The organism is Pseudomonas sp. CFBP13528, assembly GCF_005233615.1.
Classification (GTDB): Bacteria; Pseudomonadota; Gammaproteobacteria; order Pseudomonadales; family Pseudomonadaceae; genus Aquipseudomonas; species Aquipseudomonas fluorescens_AM.
Genome location: NZ_QGAJ01000028.1, coordinates 1 through 24,570 on the forward strand (window position 1 = coordinate 1; position 24,570 = coordinate 24,570).

General features: G+C 61.0%; 25 protein-coding genes. 8 read left to right on the forward strand and 17 right to left on the reverse strand.

Features of this window, described 5'->3' with window-relative positions; translation table 11 throughout:
* The first annotated feature begins 591 nt into the window (after positions 1–591).
* The 3 genes from PspCFBP13528_RS26915 to PspCFBP13528_RS26925 all read left to right on the forward strand — a co-directional run bounded on the left by PspCFBP13528_RS26915 (position 592) and on the right by PspCFBP13528_RS26925 (position 1,861).
* Entirely contained in the window at positions 592–1,047 is a 456-nt protein-coding gene (locus tag PspCFBP13528_RS26915) for a YkvA family protein (RefSeq protein WP_065932250.1), read from the forward strand.
* 107 nt (positions 1,048–1,154) lie between these two features.
* Positions 1,155–1,493 (forward strand): helix-turn-helix transcriptional regulator, encoded by a 339-nt coding sequence (locus tag PspCFBP13528_RS26920; RefSeq protein WP_101221370.1) that lies wholly within the window; start codon positions 1,155–1,157, stop codon positions 1,491–1,493.
* The gene (locus tag PspCFBP13528_RS26925; RefSeq protein WP_005786715.1) at positions 1,490–1,861 is read left to right on the forward strand and encodes a hypothetical protein; all 372 of its coding nucleotides are present in this window, start codon (positions 1,490–1,492) and stop codon (positions 1,859–1,861) included. Before PspCFBP13528_RS26920 ends, PspCFBP13528_RS26925 begins: the two co-directional genes overlap by 4 nt.
* Here PspCFBP13528_RS26925 and PspCFBP13528_RS26930 read toward each other — a convergent pair.
* The 8 genes from PspCFBP13528_RS26930 to PspCFBP13528_RS26965 form a co-directional block, all read right to left on the reverse strand.
* Positions 1,858–3,621 carry a bifunctional diguanylate cyclase/phosphodiesterase gene (locus PspCFBP13528_RS26930; protein WP_101221371.1) on the reverse strand — a complete coding sequence of 588 codons (1,764 nt, stop codon included), beginning with the start codon at positions 3,619–3,621 and terminating at the stop codon, positions 1,858–1,860. The two genes, PspCFBP13528_RS26925 and PspCFBP13528_RS26930, sit on opposite strands and share 4 nt — an antisense overlap.
* A gap of 117 nt (positions 3,622–3,738) precedes the next feature.
* The gene (locus PspCFBP13528_RS26935; RefSeq protein WP_232790613.1) at positions 3,739–5,820 is read right to left on the reverse strand and encodes a carboxy terminal-processing peptidase; all 2,082 of its coding nucleotides are present in this window, start codon (positions 5,818–5,820) and stop codon (positions 3,739–3,741) included.
* Positions 5,821–6,219: 399 nt separating this feature from the next.
* The gene (locus tag PspCFBP13528_RS26940) at positions 6,220–6,873 is read right to left on the reverse strand and encodes an HAD family hydrolase (RefSeq protein WP_065951113.1); all 654 of its coding nucleotides are present in this window, start codon (positions 6,871–6,873) and stop codon (positions 6,220–6,222) included.
* A 31-nt stretch (positions 6,874–6,904) separates the two neighbouring features.
* Complete coding sequence (locus tag PspCFBP13528_RS26945) at positions 6,905–7,894, reverse strand: ABC transporter ATP-binding protein (RefSeq protein ID WP_101221373.1); 990 nt, start codon at positions 7,892–7,894, stop codon at positions 6,905–6,907.
* Positions 7,891–8,691 (reverse strand): ABC transporter permease, encoded by an 801-nt coding sequence (locus PspCFBP13528_RS26950; protein WP_101221374.1) that lies wholly within the window; start codon positions 8,689–8,691, stop codon positions 7,891–7,893. Before PspCFBP13528_RS26950 ends, PspCFBP13528_RS26945 begins: the two co-directional genes overlap by 4 nt.
* Positions 8,678–9,523, reverse strand: a complete 846-nt coding sequence (locus tag PspCFBP13528_RS26955) for an ABC transporter permease subunit (protein WP_101221375.1) — start codon at positions 9,521–9,523, stop codon at positions 8,678–8,680. Before PspCFBP13528_RS26955 ends, PspCFBP13528_RS26950 begins: the two co-directional genes overlap by 14 nt.
* Entirely contained in the window at positions 9,520–10,326 is an 807-nt protein-coding gene (locus PspCFBP13528_RS26960; protein WP_137201875.1) for an alkaline phosphatase family protein, read from the reverse strand. The genes PspCFBP13528_RS26955 and PspCFBP13528_RS26960 overlap by 4 nt, the downstream gene beginning before the upstream one ends.
* A gap of 194 nt (positions 10,327–10,520) precedes the next feature.
* Complete coding sequence (locus tag PspCFBP13528_RS26965; protein WP_065951109.1) at positions 10,521–11,597, reverse strand: ABC transporter substrate-binding protein; 1,077 nt, start codon at positions 11,595–11,597, stop codon at positions 10,521–10,523.
* Between the two features lie 350 nt (positions 11,598–11,947).
* Between PspCFBP13528_RS26965 and PspCFBP13528_RS26970 the strand changes: the two genes are divergently transcribed.
* Positions 11,948–12,673 (forward strand): UTRA domain-containing protein, encoded by a 726-nt coding sequence (locus PspCFBP13528_RS26970; protein ID WP_065951108.1) that lies wholly within the window; start codon positions 11,948–11,950, stop codon positions 12,671–12,673.
* Here the strand turns inward: PspCFBP13528_RS26970 and PspCFBP13528_RS26975 are convergent.
* The 8 genes from PspCFBP13528_RS26975 to PspCFBP13528_RS27010 are packed head-to-tail and all read right to left on the reverse strand — an operon-like array spanning position 12,654 to position 18,813.
* Entirely contained in the window at positions 12,654–13,616 is a 963-nt protein-coding gene (locus PspCFBP13528_RS26975) for a zinc ABC transporter substrate-binding protein (RefSeq protein WP_137201876.1), read from the reverse strand. The genes PspCFBP13528_RS26970 and PspCFBP13528_RS26975 overlap by 20 nt on opposite strands.
* The gene (locus tag PspCFBP13528_RS26980; protein ID WP_065951106.1) at positions 13,616–14,515 is read right to left on the reverse strand and encodes a metal ABC transporter permease; all 900 of its coding nucleotides are present in this window, start codon (positions 14,513–14,515) and stop codon (positions 13,616–13,618) included. The genes PspCFBP13528_RS26975 and PspCFBP13528_RS26980 overlap by 1 nt, the downstream gene beginning before the upstream one ends.
* Complete coding sequence (locus PspCFBP13528_RS26985; protein WP_101221378.1) at positions 14,512–15,258, reverse strand: metal ABC transporter ATP-binding protein; 747 nt, start codon at positions 15,256–15,258, stop codon at positions 14,512–14,514. The genes PspCFBP13528_RS26980 and PspCFBP13528_RS26985 overlap by 4 nt, the downstream gene beginning before the upstream one ends.
* Positions 15,255–16,175 carry a metal ABC transporter substrate-binding protein gene (locus PspCFBP13528_RS26990; protein WP_065951104.1) on the reverse strand — a complete coding sequence of 307 codons (921 nt, stop codon included), beginning with the start codon at positions 16,173–16,175 and terminating at the stop codon, positions 15,255–15,257. Before PspCFBP13528_RS26990 ends, PspCFBP13528_RS26985 begins: the two co-directional genes overlap by 4 nt.
* 19 nt (positions 16,176–16,194) lie before the next feature.
* Positions 16,195–16,755 (reverse strand): DUF6162 family protein, encoded by a 561-nt coding sequence (locus PspCFBP13528_RS26995; protein ID WP_137201877.1) that lies wholly within the window; start codon positions 16,753–16,755, stop codon positions 16,195–16,197.
* Positions 16,752–17,081, reverse strand: a complete 330-nt coding sequence (locus PspCFBP13528_RS27000) for a hypothetical protein (RefSeq protein WP_065951102.1) — start codon at positions 17,079–17,081, stop codon at positions 16,752–16,754. The genes PspCFBP13528_RS26995 and PspCFBP13528_RS27000 overlap by 4 nt, the downstream gene beginning before the upstream one ends.
* On the reverse strand, positions 17,078–17,614 hold the full coding sequence (locus tag PspCFBP13528_RS27005; protein ID WP_065951101.1) for a thiamine pyrophosphate-binding protein: 537 nt from the start codon (positions 17,612–17,614) through the stop codon (positions 17,078–17,080). The genes PspCFBP13528_RS27000 and PspCFBP13528_RS27005 overlap by 4 nt, the downstream gene beginning before the upstream one ends.
* Entirely contained in the window at positions 17,614–18,813 is a 1,200-nt protein-coding gene (locus tag PspCFBP13528_RS27010) for a PepSY domain-containing protein (protein WP_137201878.1), read from the reverse strand. Before PspCFBP13528_RS27010 ends, PspCFBP13528_RS27005 begins: the two co-directional genes overlap by 1 nt.
* A 652-nt stretch (positions 18,814–19,465) precedes the next feature.
* Here PspCFBP13528_RS27010 and PspCFBP13528_RS27015 point away from each other — a divergent pair.
* From PspCFBP13528_RS27015 to PspCFBP13528_RS27030, 4 genes are read left to right on the forward strand one after another with little or no spacing between them, the layout of a single operon-like run.
* A complete protein-coding gene (locus PspCFBP13528_RS27015; protein ID WP_101221380.1) occupies positions 19,466–20,620 on the forward strand; it encodes a radical SAM protein in 1,155 nt (384 codons plus the stop codon).
* A 30-nt stretch (positions 20,621–20,650) separates the two neighbouring features.
* Positions 20,651–22,018, forward strand: a complete 1,368-nt coding sequence (locus PspCFBP13528_RS27020) for an ATP-grasp domain-containing protein (RefSeq protein WP_065951098.1) — start codon at positions 20,651–20,653, stop codon at positions 22,016–22,018.
* Positions 22,019–22,022: 4 nt separating this feature from the next.
* Positions 22,023–22,748, forward strand: a complete 726-nt coding sequence (locus PspCFBP13528_RS27025) for a 2OG-Fe dioxygenase family protein (RefSeq protein ID WP_137201879.1) — start codon at positions 22,023–22,025, stop codon at positions 22,746–22,748.
* Positions 22,745–23,992, forward strand: coding sequence for an MFS transporter (locus PspCFBP13528_RS27030; RefSeq protein WP_137201880.1), 1,248 nt, complete (start codon positions 22,745–22,747; stop codon positions 23,990–23,992). Before PspCFBP13528_RS27025 ends, PspCFBP13528_RS27030 begins: the two co-directional genes overlap by 4 nt.
* A 60-nt stretch (positions 23,993–24,052) precedes the next feature.
* Here the strand turns inward: PspCFBP13528_RS27030 and soxR are convergent, their stop codons facing one another.
* Positions 24,053–24,502, reverse strand: a complete 450-nt coding sequence (soxR, locus tag PspCFBP13528_RS27035) for a redox-sensitive transcriptional activator SoxR (RefSeq protein ID WP_065951095.1) — start codon at positions 24,500–24,502, stop codon at positions 24,053–24,055.
* Positions 24,503–24,570: the final 68 nt, after the last annotated feature.

Consider the following 24,570-nt stretch of genomic DNA (forward strand, 5'->3'; position numbering starts at 1 on the left):
AATCGTTACGCTGTTCATGAGAAAGCCTCCTCAGGAAAAGTGAGAACCTCAGTAGTGTAGACCTGAGGTTCTCGCCGGGCTGACCATCTCATTAGGGCTCTTGCCCCACCACTCGGCACCTCGCCTAGGCTCGGTGTGCCCGAACGCAGGCTTGAATCCGTGGGTAACCCGGCGTCCTGCCGGGTTACCCACGGATTCAAGCCTGCGTTCGGCCAGCGTGGTTTAACGGGGCGCCTGAGATCAAGATCAAAGGCAGATCAAGATCAAGAGCGGCTCGCTTCGCATCGTGGTTACGGTTGGGGGCTCTGGAGGTAGGCTACTGCAGGCGCGCCAGCTGTCACATTGAAGCCTCTGCAAATCCGAACGAACGTCCCCAACTTGACACAGTCTGATATAAGACTCGAACACGGGTAGCCGCACAGACCTGCCAAGTCAATGAAATATTGGGATTTTCTGATGTGCGCAAAAAACGCCCGATCTGACTGCAAGCCTTGTAGTCCGTGGCTTTCAGCCAGGAAAAAAGGCTCTGTTCACAAGGTTATCCACAATTTGTGTGGATAACCTTTCTGTCGTATGGAACTGGAGTGACACATGAAACCACCCTTCAATTTCACCCGTTTCCTGCCCATAGCCGCGCGCTTGCTGGGGCGTGGCCGTCTGCCGACCCTGCTGTTTGCTGTCGCGGCCAAAGGTTCGAGCCAGGGTAATCGGTTGGGCCAGCTCAAGGATGACCTCAAGCTGCTCCAGGCCCTGTGCCTGGCCTACTGGCGCGGCGAGTATCGGGCAATCAGCCCCAAGGCGCTGATTTCGGTGGTGGCGGGGCTGATGTACTTCCTCAGTCCGATTGACGCGATTCCGGATTTTATTCCCATGTTCGGCATGTTCGATGATATCGCCGTGCTGGCGTGGGTCATGAAGACCCTGAGCGGTGAGCTCAGCGCTTTTCGCGCCTGGCGCGATGCGCAACGCCCTGAAAAGCTGGCCGTGGTCGAGCGCCTGCCGGCCACACCCGAGCTGCTCGCCCAGGAAAACCCGCAAAAAAACTAATGCTTTTGGCTATCCACTGCGACCTCCGTGGCTGTTAGGATTACACTTCCAAGGAAGGAGTAAGGAAATAACTTACTTGGTAAGTGTTTTTATCCTACGGGGCAGTCATGGATATTCAGATCATTTCACGCGATGGCGAACCCGAATATGCGGTGTTGCCATGGGACCAGTACCAGGCGCTGCTAAAAGCGGCCGGTCAGCCACCACCCACACTGGCTTCTTCCTCTGCCGCACCGATTGCCACCGACCAGCAACTGCGCCCGCTCGCAGCCCTGCGCGGCCTGCGCGAGGCCAAGGGCCTGGCCATCGAAACCCTGGCGCGCACAGTGGGTATCAGCCCCTCGTATCTTGGTTTGATCGAAAGTGGTGAACGCCAGCCGGATGCCGCCATTCGCCGCAGCCTGGCCTGGGAATTGGGCGTTGCAGGTTGGAGGGATGAATCTTGAGCCTACGTATCAGCCGTCAACATTGGGATGGATTACTCAACGAACTGGACCAGGCGCGCCGCCAGCGCCATCTGCTGACCTACCGTGCGCTGCTCGAGCGCCTGCAATTTCCGACGCCGGCGATGCAGACGCTGGCCGCCGCCCTGGAGCACCTGGCGGCGCTGGACGCCAAGGCCGAGCAGCCGCTGCGCAGTTCCCTGGTGATCAGCCAGGGTGCCAGCCGCCTGCCGCGCACGGGGTTCTTTGAATGCGTGGAGCGCCTGGGGCGTTTCAGCGGGCCTTCCGACGGCGTGGCCGCCGCTTCCTGGCACGCTTCGGAGGTGGTGCGGGTGTTCGAATACGAGTATCCCGAGTCCGCCGAGGCTTAAGCCGAGAGCAGGTCCAGGCTGTCGATCACGTGGATGCTGTAGCCGGCGATGTCCTTGGCATGGTGCTTGGCCTGCGACGCCAGCTCTGCCAACTGGCTGGCATCGAGTTGTGCACAGGCCTGTGGATACAAATGCACCACGCCAATCGACAGTGAAAGCAGGGCGAACTCCTGGCGCACGCCCTGGCGGTTGAGTGCGGTGAAGCAGCCGGCGTCGAGGTGCTCGGCGCGGTAGAAGCGTCGGCATTGGGTGTGAAAGTCGTCCAGCAGTTGATTGAGCCGTTTGCGCCAGTCCTGTGGGCCCAGCACCAGCAGAAAGTCATCGCCACCGATATGCCCGACAAAGTCGCGACTGGGATCGACCCGGTCGTTCAGGCACTGTGCCAGGCACAACAGCACCTCGTCACCGCGCCCATAACCATAGATATCGTTGAAGGGCTTGAAGCTGTCGATATCCACGTAACAGATCACCGATTCACGCTGTTGCTGCAGCAGGCGCGTCAGGCACTGCTGGATCGGCACGTTGCCCGGTAGCAGGGTGAGCGGGTTGGCGTAGCGCGCCTGCTGGATTTTCAGCTCGGTGATCAGTTTGAGCACATCGATGACCCGGCCCAGGCCCAGATAATCGCCATTCAAGGTAATGATGAAATCTTCTTCGATGCGTTGCCGCGCGCGGCTGGTGAGCAAGCGGCTGACCTGCTGCAGGGACTGGCTCAACTCTACGGCCAGAAAGTCATCGTTCATCAGGCGGCTGATCGGCTTGCGTGCGAACAGGTCGGTCGCGAAGGGTTTGAGCAGCGCGTCCGACAGCGAGTGTCGATGCACGATGCCCACCGGGTGGCCGCGGGTATCGAGCACCGCCAGTGAGTTCAGGTTGGCCTGGCGCCGGAATGCTTCGAGCACCTGGGCGGTTGCCGTGTCTTGATCCACCGCCGGCTGTTCAATGAGCAGCGCGCTGAGGTCACTGGCTTCTTCATTCAGGGCGATATTGGCGTGGTCCGGCTTGGGCAGCATCAGGCGAGCTTGCTGCGGTGGATGTTCCTGGGGACGGCAGAGCAGGTAGCCCTGGACCAGGTCCACGCCCATTTCCGTCAACACCGCCAACTCTTCCGGCAGTTCAATGCCTTCGGCGATCACTTGGGCTCGTGAGGCCTTGGCGATCTGCATGATCGAGCCGACAAATTCGCGTTTGAGGGCGTCCTGGTGGATACCGTCGATAAAGTGGCGGTCGATCTTCACATAATCAGGGCGTAGCTCCGACCACAACCGCAGGCTGGAGTAACCGGCGCCCAGGTCATCCAGGGCAATGGCAAAGCCCATGTCGCGATAGTGATGCAACGCGGTCTGCAACAGCTTGAAATCATCGGTGGGCGTCTGCTCGGTGAGTTCGATCACCACCTGGCTGGGGGGAATACCGAACTCGCGCAGCAGTTGCAGCGTGCGCCCCGGTTGGTGCGCCGTCTCCACCAGGGATTCCGGCGAGATATTGAGAAACAGCTTGCCCGGCAGTTTCTGCTCGCTGAAGCGCCGGCATGCACTTTCACGGCACGCCATTTCCAGTTCGCTCAGGCGCCCGGCATGGCTGGCGATGGAGAACAGGGCGACGGGGGAGTGCAACGGGCTGTTGGAAGGGCCGCGGCTGAGGGCCTCGTAGCCGAGGACCTGGCGTTCAGACAGGCAAATGATCGGTTGGAACAGGCTGTGCAAACTGCCTTGAGCCAGGATAGAGCCCAATGCATTCAGCTGTTCGGTCATGGTCATGGCGATCTCGATCGAAAAAAAGGACCGCAGGCTTGAAACCTGCGGTCCTTTATTTCACGACAGAATGATGTCTATATGATGACACTCCGAGGAGCGATCACATTAAATTGCCATCATTTACTGCTTGGCCACCTGCTTGGTGATTTTCAGGTAGTCCAGCAGGATACGACCGGTCTCGGCCAGATAGGCATCGTCTTCCGGCTTGGTTTTTTCCGCCTCGGTCGGCAGTGCATCTTCATCTTCTTTCTTCAGCTCCTTGAGCGGGTCCTCGCCCTTGGCCTTGCGGCGCACGTTTTCCAGCACGAGCTGTTGATTCTCGATGTCGGCGTGCTGCTTGCGACGGTCCGCTTCGTTGAGGCTGACGGTTTTCTCTTCCATCAACTTCTTGGCCAGGGCCAGCTTGTCGCGGATGAAGACGAACTCGGCGTCCTTGGCGGAGCGCGTGTCGTGGTCAGCTTTCAGTTGCGCCAGGAACGGCTTGAACGGGTCGGATGCCGGCTTGATCGCAGGGCGGATGGTGTCCCACGGCATGGCTTCGGGCAGGGCGCTCTCGCCGATTTCCTTGGTGTCGATGATCGACGGGAAATCGATGTCCGGCAGTACGCCCTGATGCTGGGTGCTCTGCCCGGAAACCCGGTAGAACTTGGCCAGGGTCAGCTTGAGTTCGCCGTGGTTCAGCGGCTGGATGGTCTGCACGGTGCCTTTGCCGAAGGTCTGGCCGCCGACGATCAAGGCACGGTGATAGTCCTGCATGGCGCCGGCGAAAATCTCCGAGGCCGACGCCGAGAGGCGGTTGACCAGCAATGCCATCGGGCCTTTGTAGAACGCGCCAGGGTTCTCGTCTTCGAGCACGTCGACACGGCCGTCAGCGTTGCGTACCAACACGGTCGGGCCCTTGTCGATAAACAGGCTGGTCAGCTCGGTGGCTTCCTGCAGGGAGCCGCCGCCGTTGTTGCGCAGGTCGATGACCACGCCGTCGACTTTTTCCTTCTGCAGCTCTGTCAGGATTTTCTTAACGTCACGGGTGGTGGACTTGTAGTCCGGATCGCCGGCACGGAAGGCCTTGAAGTCCAGGTAGAAGGCCGGGATTTCAATCACGCCCAGCTTGTAGTCCTTGCCATCCTGCTTGAGGTTGAGGACTTTCTTCTGCACGGCCTGGTCTTCGAGCTTCACCGCTTCACGGGTGATGGACACGATCTTGCTGGTCTGGTCGTTCGGTGCATTGGTGTGCGGAATCACTTCCAGGCGCACTACGCTGCCCTTGGGGCCACGGATCAGCTTGACCACTTCGTCCAGGCGCCAGCCGACCACGTCGACCATCTCTTTGTCGGCCTGGGCCACGCCGATGATCTTGTCGGTCGGGGCGACCTGCTTGGTCTTGTCCGCCGGACCTGCCGGTACCAGGCGCACGATCTTGACCTGGTCATTGTCGCTTTGCAGGACGGCACCGATGCCTTCCAGGGACAGACTCATGTTGATATCAAAATTTTCCGCGTTATCTGGCGACAGATAATTGGTGTGCGGGTCGTAGGACATCGCGAAAGTGTTGATGTAAGCCTGGAAGATGTCTTCGGCACGGGTCTGGTCCAGGCGCGCCAGTTGATTCTTGTAGCGCTTGGTCAACAGCTCCTGGATGGCCTTGGGCTCTTTGCCGGCGATCTTCAGGCGCAGCACTTCGTCCTTGACGCGTTTGCGCCACAGGTCGTCGAGCGCGGCGGTGCTGGTCAACCAAGGCGCGTCCTTGCGGTCCACCAGAAGGGTTTCCTTCTCGGTGAAGTCGAGCTTGTCGATGCCTTTGTTCAACTCACCCAGGGCGAAGTCCAGACGCGCTTTGACGCGGTCCAGGTAACGCTTGTAGATGGTGAAACCGGGCTGCAGGTCGCCGCTCTTGAGGAGGTCGTCGAACTGGGTCTTCCACTTGTCGAACTCAGTGATATCACTGGCCAGGAAGTAGCTGCGCGACGGATCCAGCAGCTTGAGGTAGCTGTCGTAGATGATCACCGAGCGCGCGTCGTCCAGCGGCGGCTTGCTGTAGTGATGGCGCTTGAGCAACTCGACGACGTTAAGGCTGGCAATCACCTCATCGCGATCAGGCTGAAGGTTGTCCCAGCTATTGGCTGCGAACGTATTGGTCGACATCGACGCGAAGCCGAGACCAATGAAAAAAGCGAGGGCGGTGCTGGGGAACAGATGCTTCATGCTGATTCGACGCGGGGGCAATTGATAACGCATATTAGGCCGTCTTTGAGGGAGCCGGTTCCATATGGTCCGGTCGCATAATGCAAAAAGCCCGACGCTACTGCAACGGGCTCAGTCCAGACTCACTATGGAGGCACTGTGAGAGCATTGCAAGGCGTCGAGGGTCATGTCGAGTGGTGTAATAGCTCGGTCCTACCTGCAATGTAGGTCAAGTTCGCGTTCGCGTGGTGGAAGCGGGCTCTCATCGCGTTGAATATTCCAGAGTTGTAGTAGGAGCCATGTGGGAGGGGGGCTTGCTCCCGATAGCGCTGTGTCAGTGAAGAATGTTTCATCTGATCCACCGCCATCGGGGGCAAGCCCCCTACCACATGGGATCTCCCACAGGAGATCTTCGTGGGTTCAGGCCCAGTGATGAATCGGCCAGCCGGCCTGTTCGGCGTGGGCCCGCAATACCGGGTCGGGGTTCACCACCTGCGGATGATCCACCTTCAGCAATAACGGCAGGTCGTTGCGCGAGTCCGAATAGAAATACGCGCCGTCCAGGGTTTCGCCTTCCTGCTCCAGCCATGCCAGCAAGCGCGTTATCTTGCCCTCGCGGTAAGTCAGTACGCCCTCGGTCTTGCCACTGTACACGCCGTGGCTGACCTCCAGTTCGATGCCCAGCACTTCGTCGATGCCGATGCGCGCCGCAATCGGCGTGACCAGGTGCGTGCCCGAAGCGGAGATCACCAGGATCCGGTCGCCCTTCGCGCGGTGACGGGCGATGGTGCGGGTCGCGTCGCTGTAGATCAGCGGCTCGATCACGTCCTCGACCCAGGGCTCCACCAGGTGTTCGATCTCTTGCGGGGTGCGGCCGATCATCGGCTCCAGGCTGAAATCCATGAAGTCCTCCATGCGCAGCTCGCCTCGGCCGTAGGCAGCCATCAGCTCGTCGTTCCTGCGCATGAACGATTCAGGGTCGACCCAGCCCAGGCGGCCCATCTGCGCGCTCCATAAGGTGGCGCAGTCGCCATGGATCAGGGTGTCGTCCAGATCAAAAATTACCAATGCCATCCGAAATGCTCTCTCATTCAGTCGTTGCCCGTCAGGCTACTTCACACAGCGCGCTGGGGTCGATGGAAAGTGCCAGGCGCTGGCCGTCCGGATGCAGATCGTCGGCAGAGCGGTTAAGCACATCCACCACCAACTCCACACCACGGGCTTCGATACGATAGCGAATCACGTTACCCAGCAGGCTGTGGCTGCGCACCCGCGCATCAAGTTCACCGGTGCGGCTCAGTTCGATGGCTTCGGGGCGGATCGCGATGCGCCCACTGATCGGCCGTTGCAGCAGTTGGCTGGCCTTGTCGGCATCCAGCAGGTTGTAGTTGCCGATAAACCCGGCGGCGAACACATCCACCGGCGCAGTGTAGAGGGTCTCGGCATCGCCACTCTGTACGATCCTGCCCTGATTCATCAGGAAGATACGGTCTGACATGATCAGGGCTTCTTCCTGGTCATGGGTGACGAAAATCGTGGTCAACCCGAGTTCGCGCTGGATCTGGCGGATCTGCTCGCGCAGGTGTTTGCGGATCCGTGCGTCCAGCGCCGACAGTGGTTCATCCAGCAGCAACAGGCGCGGGCGGGTCACCAGTGAGCGGGCGAGGGCGACGCGCTGGCACTGCCCGCCTGACATCTGGTGCGGATAACGGCCGGCCAGGTCTTTGAGCTCGACCAGTTGCAATACTTCCTGGACCCGTTTGTGACTGTCGTCGGCGTTGACTTTTTGCATGCGCAGGCCGAACGCAACGTTCTGTTCCACGGTCATGTTGGGGAACAGCGCGTAGCTCTGGAACACCATGCCGATCTGCCGTTTCTGCGGGCTCAGCGGGACGATGTCCTGGCCATCCAGCAGAATTTTCCCACTGTCCACCGAGGTCAGCCCGGCGATGCAGCGCAGCAAGGTCGACTTGCCGCAACCGGACGGGCCGAGCAGGGTGACAAACTCGCCCTTGGCGATTTCGCAGTTGATATCGCTGAATACCGGGGTGCCGGTGTAGCTTTTTTGCAGGTGTTGGACGCTGACGAAGCTCATTGGCTTTTGTCCTTGTTCAAGATATTGGCGGCCCAGGTCAGCACCAGCACAAAAAAGAAATAGGAGATCACGACGGCACTGGTGAAATGGCCGCTGCTGTTGCGCATATTGTTCAGGTACACCTGCAGGGTTTCATAGCGAGTGCCGACCAGGATGTTGGCGAACACGAACTCACCGAACAGGAATGAGAACGACAGCAGCAGCGCCACCATCAGGCCTTTGCGCAGATTGGGCAGCACGACCAGGATCGCCGCTTGCCAGGTGCTGGCGCCGAGCAGTTGCGAGGCGTCCATCAGGTCGCGCAGATTGATCGCCTGCAGGTTGTTGGTGATTGCGCGGTACATGAACGGCAGCGCCACGGTGAAGTAGCAGCCGATCAGAATCCACGGCGTACCCACCATCGCCAGTGGCCCGGACCCGTACAGTTGCAGCAGGCCCACCGACGACACCACCGGCGGCACCGCGAACGGCAGCAGGATCAGGATGTTCATCAGCGCATCCAGCCTGGGGAAGTGGTAGTGCACCACGAACAGCAGCGGCAGAATCAGCAGCACCGACAGGATCAGTGCACCCACGCACACCAGCAGCGATTGCCCGAAGGCCATCAGGAAGCGCGGGTCGCTCCATAGCTGCACATACCATTTCAGGCTGAAGCCGGCGGGCAGGATGGTGGCCGACCAACTGCTGGAGATCGAATAGACAAAGGTGCCTGCCAGCGGCAGTACCAGGATCAGGAACAGCACGTACACCACCACCCGATGGTAGAGGGACGCCGGGCCGGCATCAGCGCGAGACATGGTAGCTCCTCTTGAGCAGCAGTTGATGGACCACCGTGACCACGGTCATCAGCGCCACCAGCACCACGGCCAGGGCGCTGGCCATGTTCGGGTCCAGTGACACGTCACCGGACACCAGCCCCGCGATGCGGATCGGCAGCACATTGAAGTTGCCGGTGGTGAGGGCGTACACGGTGGCATAGGCGCCAAGGGCGTTGGCCAGCAGAATCACGAACGTGCCGAGCAGTGCGGGGGTCAGGACCGGCAAGCCGATATGCCGCCAGAACTGCCAGCCATTGGCGCCGAGCAGGGCGGCCGATTCGCGCCAGTCTTCACGCAGGGCGTCAAAGGCCGGGTACAGCAGCAGGACGCCGAGGGGGATCTGGAAGTAGGTGTAGAGGAGGATCAAGCCGGTTTTCGAGTACAGGTTGAAATCCTCGATGATCCCCGCCTGCTTGAGCATGATGGTGATGCTGCCGTTGAACCCCAGCAGGATGATGAACGCGAAGGCCAGGGGCACGCCGGCGAAGTTGCTGGTCATGTTGGCAAACGCCGTGACGAAATTGCGCAGCGGCGAATCGACCCGGCGCAGGGAGTAACTGCCCAGCGTGGCGATGATGATGCCGAAGACGCTGGAGTAGAAGCTGATCTCGAGGCTGAACTGGATCGCCTGCAGGTAGAACTTCGAACTGAAAATGCGCGTGAAATTCTCCACGCTCCAGCCGCTGTCTTCGGTTTGCAGGCTGTTGATCAGCACCCAGGCCAACGGCGCGATTTGGAACACGATAAAGAACAGCGCGAAGGGCACCAGGCACAGTAAAGCCAGCCATTTGCCGCGAACCATGGCACTCATTTGAGCAACTCCCGGCAGACCGGTTTGTCGTGGGGCACGCCGAGCAGTTCGCAGACGGTGCCGCACAGATCGGTCTGTTTCGGCGCGGCGGTGGCCTCCAGGCTGAAGGCGTCGCCCAGTACAAACAGGGGCACTTCGCGTTCCTCCGGCAGCAGGCCGTTGTGGGAGCGGTCGTTGTTCATGCCGTGGTCGGCGGTGACCAGCACCTGGTAACCGGCGTCGAGCCAGCCTTGCAGGTAATCGGCCAGAATAATGTCGGCCGAGCGTGCGCTGTTGCGGTACTGCGCACTGTCGAGGCCGTGCTTGTGACCGGCATCGTCGATGTTCATCGGGTGCACCAGCAGAAAGTCCGGCGCGTGCTTGAGGCGCAGGCTTTCGGCGTCGGCAAACAGGTGAGAATCCGGGTAGTGGTCATTCCAGTAGAAATGCCCATGCTGGATCGCCAGCGCCGCATCGTCGGTATGACGATCACGGGCGGCGAGAAAGGGCGTGCGGTTATACAATTCGCTGACCCAATGGTAAGCCGCCGCCGCGGTGGTCAAGCCGGCACGGGTGGCGTAGTGGAAAATGCTGCGCTGGCTGGACAGGCGCGCGACGTTGTTGTGGACGATGCCGCTCTGGATCGGCGGCACGCCGGTCAGGATGCATTCATACAACGGGCGGGACAGGGCGGGCAGTTCACATTCCAGTGTGTAGAAGGCTGCGCGTCCTGCGCCGACATAAGCCTGCAAGTGCCCCATGGCGTGCCGGGCGACCCCGGCGTTCAGGCCGTCGAGCACGACAAGGATGACAGGGTGCTTCATGGGGGCTGGGGCTCCGCGACAAAGATTTCAGGCGTGACTCGATTTCCCGTTGGAAACGGTGCAGCAGTGTGGGAGGGGGCTTGCCCCCAATAGCAGCAGATCAGTCAATGAGTTGGTTGCATGACCCACCGCTATCGGGGGCAAGCCCCCTCCCACATTGGATCTCCAGTGGATCTCCAATGTGGGGTACAGGCTTACTTCATTTCTACAATGACCTGCTCGTTCCACAGCTGCGGCAGTTTCTTGGACGTGGCTTCCCAGGCATCGGCATCCTTGATCGGTTGCGGGTTGGCCTTGGTGTACTGCTCACCCGGGATCAGGTTTTTGGCGATGTCAGCCGGCAGCTTCAAGTCGGTTTCGGCGCGGATCGGACGGGCATTGCCTTTGGCCAGGTTGAGTTGACCGGCATCGCTGAAGATGTATTCGCGCGTCAGCTTGGCGGCGTTCGGGTGCTTGGCGTACTTGTTGATGATCGTGGTGTAGCCGGATTTCACCGAGCCATCCGATGGGATCAGCACCACGTAGTCATCCGGGTTGGCCATCTTGGCCTTGTAGCTCAGGCCGTTGAAGTCCCAGACGATACCCACTTCGACTTCGCCTTTTTCCAGGGTGGCGATGGTCGGGTTGGACAGGCCGAGGCGACCTTGCTGGGCAATCTTGGTGAAAAACTGCAGGCCCGGTGCGATGTTTTTCTCGTCGCCCTTGTTGGCGATGGCTGCGGCGAGTACTGCGTTGGAGGCTTGGGCGGCGGTGCTTACGTCACCCACCGACACTTTGTATTTGCCGGTTTGCAGGTCGGCCCAACTGGTCGGGACTTCAGAGCCGTGCAGCAATTTCTTGTTGACGATGAACGCGATAGTGCCGGTGTAGGCCAGCGCCCAGTGGCCGTCTTTGTCCTTCGCCCAATCCGGTACCGAAGCCCAGGTGGAAGGTTTGTACGCTTGAGTGACCTCCTGCTTCACCGCGATGGGACCGAAGGCCGCGCCTACGTCGCCGATATCGGCGCTGGCATTGTCTTTTTCGGCTTTGAACTTGGCGATTTCCTGGGCCGAGCTCATGTCGGTGTCGATGTGCTTGAGGCCGTAGATCCTGGCCAGGTCGTCCCAGGTGCCTTTCCAGTTGGCCCAGTCATCGGGCATGCCGACGCTGTTCACGGCGCCCTCGCTCTTGGCGGCGGCTTCCAAGGTTTTTAGATCGGTATCAGCGGCCATGGCGGCGGTGCACATGGCAATGGTCGAGCCTAACAGTGATGCCAGGAAAAGCTGTTTCATCCGAAGCTCCTTTGGGCGTTTTACACGCGGCGTTTTATATGAACGTTGGCGAGGGTGTGGTCTAGGTCAGCAATACCTGAGCCAATCTAGGCCCGATGGATGACAGTTTCATGTCGATGTCGTTTTTGAAGCACGGGTGTCGTTCAGCTCAGACATAGCGTAGACCATGCCCAAGTGCCCGCAGGCCATGGACTTGGCCGATGTATTGCAGGGTGTGGTGCGGGCAGCGACGTCCGTTGTCATCTGTCGGTCATCTGCAATGCCTAGGCTGGCACGCAGCAGCACAAGCCCAGGAAGAGCGCGTTTTATGCACCTGAACGGTGCTGGTCTAGTCCAGATAGGTAACGTTGATGCGTGATGAGGCAATCAAGGCGGTAACCTCCATCGGCCTGGCGCTGCAAGAGCAGATCGATCATGGCCTGTTGCCGCCTGCCAGCAAACTGCCCGCCGAACGCAAGCTCAGCGAGTTGTTCGGGACCACCCGGATTACCGTGCGCGAAGCCTTGCTACAGCTTGAGGCCCAAGGGCAGATCTATCGCGAGGAGCGCAGGGGCTGGTTCGTCTCGCCACCCCGGCTGGCCTATAACCTGATGCAACGCAGCCACTTTCACGCGATGGTCAGCGACCAGGGGCGCGTCGCCTCCACTGAGGTCATTTGCGCGCGGCTGCAACCGGCGTCGGCGGCGGTGTGTGCGTGGCTGCAATTGCCGGCGTTGTCCAGCGTGATCCAGATTTGCCGGGCGCGCAGGATCGACGGGCGTCTGGTGCTGTACGTGGAGCACTACCTCAACCCCCACTATTTCCCGGGAATCCTGACGTGCGATTTGAATCAGTCGATGACCGAACTCTATGCACGCAAGTACGACTTGCACTACGGGCGGGTGCGTTTCGAGATCGTGCCGACCTCATTGCCGGTGGAAGCCGCCGCTGCGTTGCGCGTATCGGTGGGCAGCCCGGGCTTGCGGATCGCCCGGGTCAACTATGACCAGCACCAGCGCTTGATCGATTGCGACCTGGAGTTCTGGCGCCATGATGCGATTCATGTGGGGGTGGACGTCATGGCATCAGCGTCTTGATCACCTGATCCACATTGGTTTCCAGCTCTTTCACAGGATCAGCACCGTCTACGTTCAACACCAGCAGGCTGGCGCCGCCGGCACTGACAGCCGCTTTCACGGCCTCACTCGGCTGGCGGTGGTGCAGCACCAGCGCCACGTCATTGTCCTTCAACTGCGCACTGAGCGTTTGCAGCGCGTCAGGCGTCCAGTCTGCATCCGGACGTGCGTCGGTACTGAGCACTTCCAGGTTCAAGCTGCTGACCAGATAGGCAAAGTGATCGCTCAAGCTGACCACACTCAGATTATCGGCCCTGGCCAGGCGCGCCTCGCTGTCGGCGGTGAGCTTGAGCAGGCGTTGCTTGAGCGCGGCCAGGTTAGCGTCGATCTGCGCTTTGGCGCCCGGCGCCAGGCGGCTCAGGTCCGCCGCCAACACATCGGCCATGCGCCCCATATTGTTGCTCGACTGCCACGGTTGGCTGTTCAAGCCATCGCTGACGCCCGGCTGCACGGCGATGCCCGGCAAACCGCCGTCCACCGGGCGCGCGGCGTCGACTTCGACAATGCGGATGTTGCTGCGCCGCGCCACGGGGTACAGCGGATCATCCGCCCACAGCGAGCGCAGGCCGATGGCGGCATCGGCATCCTGGGCCAGTTGGCTCAGTGCCGGCGCACCGCGCCCGGTGAAGTAGGACACTTGCCGCGTACCGGGCAAATTGGCGGGTGCCGCGCGTTCGAGCTGCACGTCGGAGCCTTTGAGCAGCATGTCGGCGAGGCCGTAGGTGATCGGCAATGAAGCCAGCACCTTGACCGGCTTTACCGCTTTGGCCTTGGTCAGCGCGGCATGACCAAGGCCATGGTTGGCAACGAAGTCCCTGGTTTGAAAGCCATCCACGACGGCGAGCGCCGAGGTGCTGAGCAAGCAGGCAATGGTCAGGGCCAGTGGGCGAAAGACAGGGCGCATTATCCAAGATTCCCTTTGAGGCTGGGCACGGTGCCGCGCGCGATGGCGGCGAAGGCGAAGGCGATGCCGGCAACCAGAATGATCGCGGCACCGGACGGCACAGGCAGGTCGAAGATGATCGGCAGCAGGATGCCGCACAGGGTACTGACGGTAGCGATTGCCACCGACACCCAGAAGAAGCCCTTGAGCGACTGGCTCAACAGCCGCGCCGCCGCCGCCGGAATTACCAGCAGGGCACCGACGAGGATGGCCCCGATCACCTTGACCGCAGCGACGGTGATCAGCGTCACCAGAATCACGAACAGATAGTCCAGGGTCTTCACCGCCACGCCGCGCACTGCCGCCAGTTGCGGGTTGAAGCTGGCGAGCATGATGCGGTTGTACAGCGGCAACGCCAGGGCCATCACCAGCGCACCGACCACCGCCAGCACCAGCAAGTCGTTGCCGTTGACCGTCAGCACCGAGCCAAACAGCACGTTTTCCAGAATGTGCACATTGATCTTGCCGGCCAGGATCAACAGCAGGCTGGCGCCCAGCGCCAGGGACACCGACAGAAACACGCCGATCAGCGTATCCGGCGCCAGGCCGGTTCGGTTGCGCAGGTAATTGAGCAGGATGCCGAACAGCAGGCAGTAGCCGAACAGGCTGCCGTAGGGCCCGGTGTAGGGTTCACCGAGCAGGATGCCCACGGCCACGCCGGTCAGTGCGGCATGGCCGACCGCTTCGGAGAAAAACGCAAAGCGCTTGACCACCACCAGCGTGCCCAGTCCGCCCAATACCGGGCCGATCAGCAACCCGGCGAGCAGCGCGTTGACCACAAAACCGTAAGCCAGCGCCTCCGGCAAATAGCCGGAAGACGCCCAGCCCTGGACCATCAAGCGAAACGCTTCATAACTCATTGCGCCGGGCTCCGAGGGTGAGTGGAAAACAGGGTCAGCAGGCGATCCGGGGTCAGCGCTTGCTCAGGCGTGGCGTCGAACAGCACGCGCCGGTTCAAGCCGGTCACTTGGTCGGCCAGACGGCCAACGGCTTCAAGGTCATGCTCGATCCACAGCACGGTGATTCCGGCCAGGCGCCAGTCGCTGAGCAAGCGTTCGAACACCTGGATACCGGCCTCGTCCAGCGCCGACATCGGCTCATCCAGCACCAGCAATTGCGGCGCCGGAATCAGGCCCTGGGCCAGCAACACGCGCTGGCGCTCGCCACCGGACAGCGCACCCATGCGCCGCTTGCGTTTGTCCTGCATGCCGACCCGCTCCAGTGCCTCGCCAATCGCACCGGCGTAGTGCCGGGACAGGCCAAGAAACGCCGGCCTTCGCTGGCACATGGCAGCCATGAAATCATCCACGGTCATCGGCAAACCGCGGTCGAACTCCAGGGCCTGGGGCACGTAGCCAATGGTGCCGGGCGTGGCCGGCCATTCCAGGCTCAATCGGCCCTGATGCGGTGTTTGTCCCAGCAGGGTCTTGATCAGTGAACTCTTGCCGCCGCCGTTCGGCCCGACCAGCGCGTGGATGCTGCCGGGCTGTACCTGGAAACTCACGCCATCGAGAATCACGGTACGACCCAGGGTCAGCGAGACGTTGTCGAAGTCCAGCGTCGGGCCGTTGCTCACAATGTTCAGGTGTTCTGCCGCCGTCATGTCCCCGACTCCTGGATCGCCCGGACCACAGTATTGAGGTTGCCGGTCATTTCCACTTCGTACTTCTGGGCGCTGTATTCGCCGTAGGAAATATGTGACAGCGGATACAGCTTGACCCCGGATTCACGCTGGATTGTGTCGACATAGGAAGACGGGAAATCCATTTCCGAGAAGATCACTTTCACGTCCAGGGCGCGCAGTTCATCGATGGTTTTCTTCAACTGGCTGGGACTCGGTTCGATGCCGTGGGCCGGTTCGACCACGGCGGTGACTTCCAGGCCGAACTCGCGCAGCAGGTAATCGTAGGCCGCGTGTACCGTGGCCACGCGCAGGTCGGGGTTGGGGGCGCTGGTCAGCTTGGCCAGGGCATCGGCGCGCATCTGGCGCAGACGTTTGCCGTAGGCGCGGGCGTTCTGGGTGTAAGTCTTAGCGTTGTCCGGGTCGAGCTTGCCCAACTCGCGGGCAATGTTATTGACCTGGGCAATCGACGCACTGATCGACAGGAACGTGTGCGGGTTGACCACCTTGCCCGCACCGCGTGCGGCGTTGCCGGTGGCGGCCAGCAGCGGCACATTGGCGTTGGCTTCGATCACCGGGATGTCCGGGCGCTCGCTGGTGGCGATCATGCGGTCGGCGAAGTCGTCATGGCCGACGCCATTGAGCACGATCACGTCCAGGGTGCCGATGCGCTTGATGTCTTCGGCGCGCGGCTCGTAGGCATGGGGGTTGAAGCCCGCCGGAATCAGCGGCACCACCTCGGCCTTGTCGCCGACGATGTTGGCCACGTAGCTGTAGTAAGGGTGCAAGGTGATGCCGATGCGCAAGCGTTTGCTCGCCTCGGCGTTCGCCAGGGGAGCGAGGATCAGGCTGAACAGACCAACCAGCAACAGGCGCAACAGGGGAGATGAAATGGACATGGGCAATCGGTCTTCTCGTTCAGTGGCGGTGCTGGCGGGTCACGCCGGCATCGAATTGCGCGACCACTTGCTGCCAGCCGGCAGCGATCAGCGCCTGGTCAGTGAGGTCGGAGGGGACGGCCAGGTGTTTGCCACGGTTGAGCCAGATATCCGGCTCGGTGCCTTGCACGCGCATCAACAGCGAGCCACTGGTGTCGGTGGCCTGGCTCAAGCCCAGGTAGGTCGAGGGCGCGAGCAGTTGCCAGCGATGACCGCCACGGCTGACGGAACTGGCGTCCTGGGCGAACGGCGCAAAGCCTTCTTCTGCCAATTGGTCCGGCGTCGGCAGGGCGTCCTGCTCTTGCTGCAGCAAACGGATTTCATCCAGGGTCACCCGCAGGTCGGCGTAGATGCCCTGTTCGGCGGCGCTCAGGTCACGTCGGGCATCCAGTTGGTGGCTGGGCACTGCTGCGACCTCTTGGGTTTCACCGTGCAAGGCCACCACCGTTCCCGCCACCGCAAGGATGATCAGGCACAGCACGAGCACATAGAGGGTTTCGTGCCCCGCGCCGGCCGGGCGCACTACCTGTACGGTACTCATGGTGCCTGGATATCCGCTTGGTCGATTTCCACCACGTGACCGGGGCCGGCATCGAACAGTACATAGAATTCGGCCGTGGGTTTCTTGAAGGTCAGGGTCGAATCCTCACCGAGCTTGCCCGGCACCAGGATGGTCTCGTCGTAGCCGATCACATCCAGGGTCACCCCCGGAGCGCCGCTGCCGTCGGAGAACCCGCCCTTGCACTGGATCTGCTCGCCGGGGATTTCCTTGCATTCGCACATCGGGTTGTGAGCGAGGGCAAGTTGACTGACGCCGGCACTGAGCAACAGTGCGCAACCAGCCCGAGTCAGGCGCTTGAATATCATGGTTTAACTCCTTGCTTGTTCAGCCAGGCAATGGTGGCAGGCGAGGCCTGGCTCAGCGGGATGGAACCCTGGTGCATAGTGCCGTCCCAGCCTTCCATGGTGACCCACAGCTCGGCATCGATCGGCGTGCGTTCCGGCACCGGCACGATGGCGCCCATGCGGTACGGCGTACCGAAGAAGATCACCCCGGCGGCCCGCAGGCTGCGGGGCTTGCCGATGCGCAGGTAAGTGGCCTTGACCTGCTCGGCACAGGTGGCGCACAGGGCGGCGTTAAACGCTTTCATCGGGCCGGCCGGGTCCGGGCGCGGGCCTTCGTTGCGAAACTCGGCGAGGGTCAGGCTCCAGGGGCCGACTTGAATGTCCCCGGCGACCCGCTCGCCAATGCCGGCATCCCCGCGAAACAGGGCGGCGTCGGCAAAATACTTGGGCATGAAGCCCAGCGGCACCAGCAACAGCAGGATGTTTATATGGAAACGCCACTTCAGCCACCAGGCCCGCAGGGATGAAGAGGGTTTGGCCGCGACTCTGCTCATCAGTGAGTCTCCGAGGTTTCAGCCTGCAGGGCTGGGGTGGGCACAGGCTGGCGCGGGGTCTTGGCCTCGCGCTTGAGGGCGTTGAGGGTGGCCAGGGCGGTGCGCTTGGTCCAGATCAGCAAGCCACTCAACACCATCATGCTCAGCACCAGACCGAAGAAGGCCCAGATCAGCTTGATCCACAGTCCGCCAAAGTCACCGGTGTGCAGCGGGCGCATGGACTCGGTGACGAACTCCAGCGCGGTGCGGTCGGACAGCAGGTGCGAAACGGCGATTTCACCGCTGTAGGGGTTCAGTTGCGCGGTCTGGAACATCAGCGGGTACCAGCCGCGCCCGCCGATCTGCAGGTGGCTGTAGGCATTGAGCGGCAGGAAGGCAAAGGTGGCTTCCAGTCCGGGTATGCGCTGGGTGGCGATCTTGATCGCGTCGTCCAGGGCAATCATCGGAGCCGGCACGCCGGGTGCGGACAGCGGCACCTTTTCCCGGGCAATCACCGGCACGATGGGCTCGCTGGAAATGGAGATCTGGTTGTCACCCAGAATCGCCTGGATCAGGAACCAGGTGCCGGTAATGGAAATGACGGCGATGAACCAGATCGACCAGATACCGCTCAGGCGGTGGAAGTCGCCCCAGAAAATCCGCGCGCCGTGGCGGATGCGCAGGGTGGGGCGCAAAAAACCTTTCCAGAAACGCTTGTACACCACAAGGCCGGTGATCAACGAGGCCAGCAACGGCAGGCCGAGCAGCGACACCAGGTACCAACCCCAGCTGTAGCCATTGGTGAACGGCACCAGCCACCAGCCATGCAGGGCGCGGGTGAATTGCTGGAAGTCGAATGCCGGGCTGATGCCCTGGAGGGCGCCCGTGTAGGGGTTGGCATAGGCATCGACCGAACGCCCGTCCGGATAGCTGAGGCCGACCATCAACGCGAAGTGCGATTCGTCGGGACGGATGATTGAGCGCACGATGACCTGAGGCTCGTCGCGCTTGATGGCGGCGATCACCTGATCAAAGCTCAGCGGTTGGGCGTCATCCGACGGCTTGCTCGCGCGGATATCCGGGTTGGCCAGCCAGACGATTTCCTGGCTGACCACCGCCAGGGTGCCGGTGACGCAGACGATCAGGACAAAGAACCAGATGGGCAACGCCAACCAGCTGTGTACGAGAAACCAGAGTTTTGAGCGTGACTTCTTCGACATGTGGATGAGGGTCTTGATGGAAGGGGCGATGGAGGCCCGGAAAAGGCCGGTCGTAGCTTTTGCTGACGCGACGGGCTGTATCTAAGTTAAGACGAATGAGAATGAGAAATCCCTAAGCGAGAAATGAAAGAAAATGTTTCAGGCGCACAGGCGGCCGTACGCATGGGCACCGAGGGACCGGGTGCAGGCCAGGTGCGCGCCGAGGCAGAGTGATACGCGCCGAACTACGTAGTTATATAAGTATAAAAATACTGTTGCGGGAGGCTGAACGAAGTATTCACGGTGTTATTTACTTTTTAAATGAATGCGTTTTAACGGCTGACTGCCTATGTTTGCGGGAGGTGGACGCAGGCGTGGTTGGAATCCTGAAAAAAACAAGGGATATTCTATTGACGCTGTCGAACGCTTCGGCTTAAGTAGGTGTCGGCATGGAAGTCAGATAATTTTAAAAAAAAGGAAGTGTGTTAAATGACCGTCTCCGTCGCTTATCCGACCCCCTCTATAACAAGTTGTTATTACTTTTCAACGTGGCTGATTGCATCGGCCATTTGATCGCCGCCTGCCGCCCAAGTCGATTGTCATTGTTGCGAATATCGCTGTTCCCGCCAGGGAAGGGCACGCGTTCATTTGCCTGAACAGAGAGTACCTACTCATGTCGATTTTTGATCAAGAAATTCACCGCTCGGTGCAGTGGCAGGACTGGCGCTGGCAGCAGAAGAATGCCTTGCGTGATGAGCCGACGCTTCGCGCTGCCTGCGGTGGTTGGGGCGAGGAAACGACTGCGCACATCGAACATAACCTGCTCGGGCGCAAGATGCAGATCACGCCTTACTACATCGATCTGATCAAGCGTTCCCTCACCAGTGGCACAGTCATGGACCACCCGCTGTGGCGGCAAGTGGTGCCGTACTGGAGTGAGCAGATCGAGGGTGATTACGATGGCACTTCCGAGAACTGGGAGCTGGGCCATGAAATGAAGACGCCCATCTGCCAGCACAAGTACGACAATCGCGTCATCCTGCGCACCACCAATACCTGCAATGCCTATTGCCAGTTCTGCTTCGAAGCGCTGCGCACGTTGCAGGTGGGCACTGACAAGGCCAACGCCAGCCGGGATTCCTTCATGGAATCGGTGGAGTACATCCGCGCCAACCCGGCCATCGAAGAAGTGATTCTCAGCGGCGGCGATCCGCTGATGCTGGCCGACCGCAAGCTTGAAGAGTACCTGGCCGCACTGCGCGGAATCAGTGACGACCTGCTGATCCGCGTTCACTCGCGGGCCTTGAGTTTCAACCCGTTTCGCGTGACCGATGAGTTGATCGCGATGTTGGAAAAGTACAAGGTCAATGCGTTTGGCGTGCACGTCTGCCATCCGCTCGAACTCAGCGCTGACTTTGCGGTGGCGGTCAAACGTATTCAGGGCGTGGTGCCGATCGTGTTTTCCAACATGCCGTTGTTGCGCGGCGTCAACGACGATGAAGCGACCCTGCATAAACTGTTTATCGATCTTTATCGTTTGGGTGTGAAGCCTTATTACTTATATCACTTCATGCCGTTTTCACCCGGGGCGTCGGAATACAAGGCCTCGATCAGTCAGGCCATCGCCATCATGGATCGCCTCAAGCGGCGAGTGTCCAATATCGCCCTGCCGGAATATGTTCTACCGCACGCCCAAGGCAAGTTTACGGTGCCGCTGCTGGACTTTGAAAAACCTGAGGACTTGCCGTACTTCGAAGTTCGCGATGGACAGCGCCATTACCGATTCCGTAACTGGGAAGGGCAGTGGTGCAGTTGGCAGGATGCCTGAATCAACTTATGCACTGAGGCGGTATTAAGCATGAAACAAGACGCCATCCTTTTTATCGATGTCGATGACAGTACATCTGTTCGTTATAACTACCGGGAGCCACACTTCGCGGCTGCCCGCGCCGAGGGCCTGGTGTGTCTGACGGCGGGCGTGGCAGGGCGCAGGCATGTGCAAAGGCTCAGGGATGACAGTGATGCGGTGTTCCTGCTCGACGCCCTCAACGAGCAGGCCATTCTAGAGTTGGTCGGCCAGCTCGATGGGCAGTATCAGATTCGCGGGATTTTCTGCCAGGCCGGCCATCCGTCTGCGCTGGGCGAAGTCGGCTGTATCGTTGCGCGGGCTTCCCAGCGTCTGGGCCTGGTGCACAGCCGCCCCGAGGCAGTTGCGGCGTGCAACAACAAGTTCCTGATGCGCAAGAGGCTGAAACAGCACGCCATTGCCTCGGTGCCGTTTGCGCTGTGCAATAACGAAGAGCAACTCCAGCAACAGGCCGAACGGGTCGGCTACCCGCTGATCGCCAAACCGCCGTTTGGCGGCGCTTCGGCGTTTATCAGAAAATGCGCCAATTGGGCGGAACTGCGCAGCCACTACGCGCTGTTTGTCAAAGACCACGCCACGGCGGCGTACGCGGATTTCTATGGCTGTGCGCAGACTTTACTGGAGGACGACGGCCAACGGCATGACTACATTCCCGGGCGCAGTCTCCTGCTGGAGGGCTACATCCCGGGTATCGAAGGCAGCGTGGAGTGTGTGGTGGCTGGCGAGCGTGTGCATCCACTGCTGATCAACGAAAAACTGTTGCTGACCGAGCGCAGTGGCACGGTTCTCGAAAACCTGCTGATTTCCCCTCCGACCTCCTTCACCGACCGTGAGTGCGAGCAGATCCGCGCGTACGCCGTGGCGTGCCTGAACGCGGTCGGCCTGACCAACGCCGTGGTGCATTTCGAGTTCCGCATGACCCCGCAGGGCCCTGTGGTGATCGAGATCAACCCGCGCGTGGGCGGGCTCTATGTGAACGCGGCGTTTCGCGATCTGGCCGGTATCGATCCCTATCAGCTGTATCTTTCGTTGCTGACGGGCGGCCAGGGGATCGCCGCGCAGTTGGAAGCGGGCGCACGCAAGGTGGCCGAGGCCGGGCAACATTACGCGATGCTGGCGATCTACCCGCAGCACAGCGGTCGGTTTCAGGGCATTGAGGGCGTGGAGTTCCTCGAGCAGAACGTCGCGGTGCTCGAGTATGCCCAGCAGGAGCCGGGGCACATGATCGATGCGGATATCGAGGAGCACTATCTGCTCAAGTGCTGGGCCAGGGTTGCAGGCGCTGGCGATGCGCGCGCACTGCATGATGCGGTCGGCCAGCACTTGCGCGTCATCATCGACAACCCGGTGGCAGGCTAGCGATATGGATATCCCGACAGTTTCCGCGCACTTGCGCGAGCACCATTACTGCCATCGCCCTGACTTTGGCGAGTTGGTCAGTGTCGAGGCGGGCGAAGAGCAGAGCTTTCGCGCGTACTGGGCCAACCTGGTGCGCGACGAGGCGTTCAAGGCCTACACCCACCGCGAGCGGCGTATTCTGCGCTATCGTTTATCACCCTCACGGCAGTTGCAGATCGACAGGAGCACCGCGTTCAAGTCGCCGGTCACCTACGCCGTCAACTATCGCCAGGGGGTGAACCATTTGAGCTACAGCGAGGAAGGCTTTATCGAGCATCCGCTGATGCGCAAGCTGCTGGCCACCGACCTGGCCGTGATCGCACCGCACCTGGGCGAGCAGAGTCATACCATCGACATCCACCAGTTCCGTGTGCGGGCGGACGCGCAAGCGTGCAGCCCCACTACGTCGGGGATTCACCAGGATGGTCTGGATTGGGTGTTCATGCATTTTATCGGCGAGCACAACACGCTGCCGGTGGTCTCGGAAGTGTTTACCAGTGATGAGGAACACAGTCGCGTGTTGAATCTGCCGATGACGCGCTTTTTGGAAACCATCGTGATCGATGACCGAGGGCTCTATCACCGCGCGGGCGATGTGCGGCCAAAGGTCGAGTCGACACCGGCCTGGCGCGACATACTGCTGGTCAGCCTGCGCAGCGTGCCGAATGATCAAGCGGCGCTGCCTGCATGAGCCACGATCAACAGTTATACCTGTCGATCCGCAACGCGCGGCTGATCATCTTCGCTCGCGGCGTGTCGGACTTTGGCGCCTTCCTCAACATGGTGGCCTTGTCCACCTATGTCTACTGGCTCAGCCAAAGCGTGGTGTTCGTCAGCATCTTCCTGGCGTGCCGCGTGACTGGTGGCATTGTCGCGAGCCTGTTCGGCATCCCGTTTTTCCGGCGTTTCGCCGGGCGCGGCACCTTGGCCGGGCTGGACCTGGCGCGAGCGCTGTTGCTGATGCCGTTGCTGCTGCTGATCCCTGCGCATCAACTCAGTCTGCTGCCGTTCATCGCCTTTGGCATCGGCCTGTGCAATTCGCTGTTTGCCATCGGCCTCAACAGCCAGTTGCCCACCTGGGTTGCCCTTGAGCAGCGGGTTGATACCAACGCCTGGATCACCTCGGCGGCCGCGACCGGCGCGGTGTTCGGCAGCTTGCTGTCGGGGCTGCTGATTGCCACGGGGGGATTCGAGGCGGTATTCGCGGCGAATATCGGCACCTATGTGATAGCCGCTTGCCTGGTCATGCCACTGCGGGGGTTGTACAGCGCTACCGTCGCCACGCATCGCGCTCTTTCGGCCGAGTGGCAGGCGTTGACCAAGGGACTGCGCGGCGCGCCGGTGCTGGCCGCCATGTTGTTGATCAGCATGCTCGACACCCTCGGCAGCGCGGCGCATAACGTCGGCTGGCCGGTGCTGTCCCAGTACATTTCCCCGGACACGGCCAAGACGGTGATGGGGTATCTGCTGGCGGTCTGGGCCTGTGGCAAGTTTATCGGGGCGCGTATCGCCAGTGCGCTGTTGAAGGGGCGCGGCACGCCAAGCATGGAGCGGTTGTTCATGTTTGGGGTGGCGCTGATGTCCAGCGGCTTTATCCTGACCTTCCAGCAAACCGAATTGTGGCTGGCGCTGCTGTTGGTGGTGTGGGCAGGGTTGGGGGACGGGCTGTCCGAAGTGGCGCTGGTCTCCCGCGCGCAAAGCGAGCCAGATAGCTTGCGCCTGCCGCTGTTCAGCTTGTTGACCCTGATTCAGATGGCAGGTTTTGGTGTAGGGATGCTGGTGGTCGGGCCGTTCTATGTGACGTGGACGCCGGCCCAGGTGATCGTGCTGTTCCACGGGCTGCCGCTGACGGCGTTGGCACTGATGACCTTGTGGCTGGGCTGCACGGCTTACCGGGACCGGCCGGACGCGTCGGGGTCACCGCCCACGCGTTGATCGCCACTGCGGCAAGGGAACTGGCGTCCGCGCAGCGCCCACAGGGATCGGGTCGGCCACTCAGGATTGTGCAGTAGGCTCCAGCAACTGCGCACCCGGCCCGCGCTCACCGAGTTGGTCGCCCTGGTTGCGCAGCGGGCACGCCTCCATCGACAGGCACCCGCAGCCTATGCAGCCATCGAGTTTGTCGCGCAGCAGCGACAATTTGTTGATCCGCTCATCCAGGTCTTCCCGCCAGCGTGCCGACAGGCGTGCCCAATCCTTGGCAGTGGGCGTTCGGCCATCGGGCAATGCCTGCAACGCCTCGCCAATGGTCGCCAGCGGAATTCCCAGGCGCTGGGCGATCTTGATCACCACCACCCGCCGCAACACATCCCGTGGGTAGCGCCGCTGGTTGCCGGCGTTGCGATGGCTTTTGATCAGCCCCTTGGTTTCGTAGAAATGCAGGGCAGTGACGGCCACGCCGCTGCGAGCAGCCAATTGGCCAACGGTGAGTTCCTTGTTGAGCATAAAAACCCCGATTCAGCGCTTGACCTTGACTTAACTAGAGGTTTTACCCTGCATGGCACTGGATCGCA

Bases quoted from the DNA above. Each gene is read 5' to 3' on its own strand.
- PspCFBP13528_RS26945 (WP_101221373.1), bottom strand. From the start codon at position 7,894: ATGAGCTTCGTCAGCGTCCAACACCTGCAAAAAAGCTACACCGGCACC.
- PspCFBP13528_RS26950 (WP_101221374.1), bottom strand. From the start codon at position 8,691: ATGTCTCGCGCTGATGCCGGCCCGGCGTCCCTCTACCATCGGGTGGTG.
- PspCFBP13528_RS26940 (WP_065951113.1), bottom strand. From the start codon at position 6,873: ATGGCATTGGTAATTTTTGATCTGGACGACACCCTGATCCATGGCGAC.
- soxR (WP_065951095.1), bottom strand. From the start codon at position 24,502: ATGCTCAACAAGGAACTCACCGTTGGCCAATTGGCTGCTCGCAGCGGC.
- PspCFBP13528_RS26995 (WP_137201877.1), bottom strand. From the start codon at position 16,755: ATGAGTACCGTACAGGTAGTGCGCCCGGCCGGCGCGGGGCACGAAACC.
- PspCFBP13528_RS26965 (WP_065951109.1), bottom strand. From the start codon at position 11,597: ATGAAACAGCTTTTCCTGGCATCACTGTTAGGCTCGACCATTGCCATG.
- PspCFBP13528_RS26930 (WP_101221371.1), bottom strand. From the start codon at position 3,621: ATGACCATGACCGAACAGCTGAATGCATTGGGCTCTATCCTGGCTCAA.
- PspCFBP13528_RS26915 (WP_065932250.1), top strand. From the start codon at position 592: ATGAAACCACCCTTCAATTTCACCCGTTTCCTGCCCATAGCCGCGCGC.
- PspCFBP13528_RS27025 (WP_137201879.1), top strand. From the start codon at position 22,023: ATGGATATCCCGACAGTTTCCGCGCACTTGCGCGAGCACCATTACTGC.
- PspCFBP13528_RS26975 (WP_137201876.1), bottom strand. From the start codon at position 13,616: ATGCGCCCTGTCTTTCGCCCACTGGCCCTGACCATTGCCTGCTTGCTC.
- PspCFBP13528_RS26970 (WP_065951108.1), top strand. From the start codon at position 11,948: ATGCGTGATGAGGCAATCAAGGCGGTAACCTCCATCGGCCTGGCGCTG.
- PspCFBP13528_RS27010 (WP_137201878.1), bottom strand. From the start codon at position 18,813: ATGTCGAAGAAGTCACGCTCAAAACTCTGGTTTCTCGTACACAGCTGG.
- PspCFBP13528_RS26980 (WP_065951106.1), bottom strand. From the start codon at position 14,515: ATGAGTTATGAAGCGTTTCGCTTGATGGTCCAGGGCTGGGCGTCTTCC.
- PspCFBP13528_RS27000 (WP_065951102.1), bottom strand. From the start codon at position 17,081: ATGATATTCAAGCGCCTGACTCGGGCTGGTTGCGCACTGTTGCTCAGT.
- PspCFBP13528_RS26935 (WP_232790613.1), bottom strand. From the start codon at position 5,820: ATGAAGCATCTGTTCCCCAGCACCGCCCTCGCTTTTTTCATTGGTCTC.
- PspCFBP13528_RS27015 (WP_101221380.1), top strand. From the start codon at position 19,466: ATGTCGATTTTTGATCAAGAAATTCACCGCTCGGTGCAGTGGCAGGAC.
- PspCFBP13528_RS26985 (WP_101221378.1), bottom strand. From the start codon at position 15,258: ATGACGGCGGCAGAACACCTGAACATTGTGAGCAACGGCCCGACGCTG.
- PspCFBP13528_RS27005 (WP_065951101.1), bottom strand. From the start codon at position 17,614: ATGAGCAGAGTCGCGGCCAAACCCTCTTCATCCCTGCGGGCCTGGTGG.
- PspCFBP13528_RS26920 (WP_101221370.1), top strand. From the start codon at position 1,155: ATGGATATTCAGATCATTTCACGCGATGGCGAACCCGAATATGCGGTG.
- PspCFBP13528_RS27030 (WP_137201880.1), top strand. From the start codon at position 22,745: ATGAGCCACGATCAACAGTTATACCTGTCGATCCGCAACGCGCGGCTG.
- PspCFBP13528_RS26960 (WP_137201875.1), bottom strand. From the start codon at position 10,326: ATGAAGCACCCTGTCATCCTTGTCGTGCTCGACGGCCTGAACGCCGGG.
- PspCFBP13528_RS26955 (WP_101221375.1), bottom strand. From the start codon at position 9,523: ATGAGTGCCATGGTTCGCGGCAAATGGCTGGCTTTACTGTGCCTGGTG.
- PspCFBP13528_RS26990 (WP_065951104.1), bottom strand. From the start codon at position 16,175: ATGTCCATTTCATCTCCCCTGTTGCGCCTGTTGCTGGTTGGTCTGTTC.
- PspCFBP13528_RS27020 (WP_065951098.1), top strand. From the start codon at position 20,651: ATGAAACAAGACGCCATCCTTTTTATCGATGTCGATGACAGTACATCT.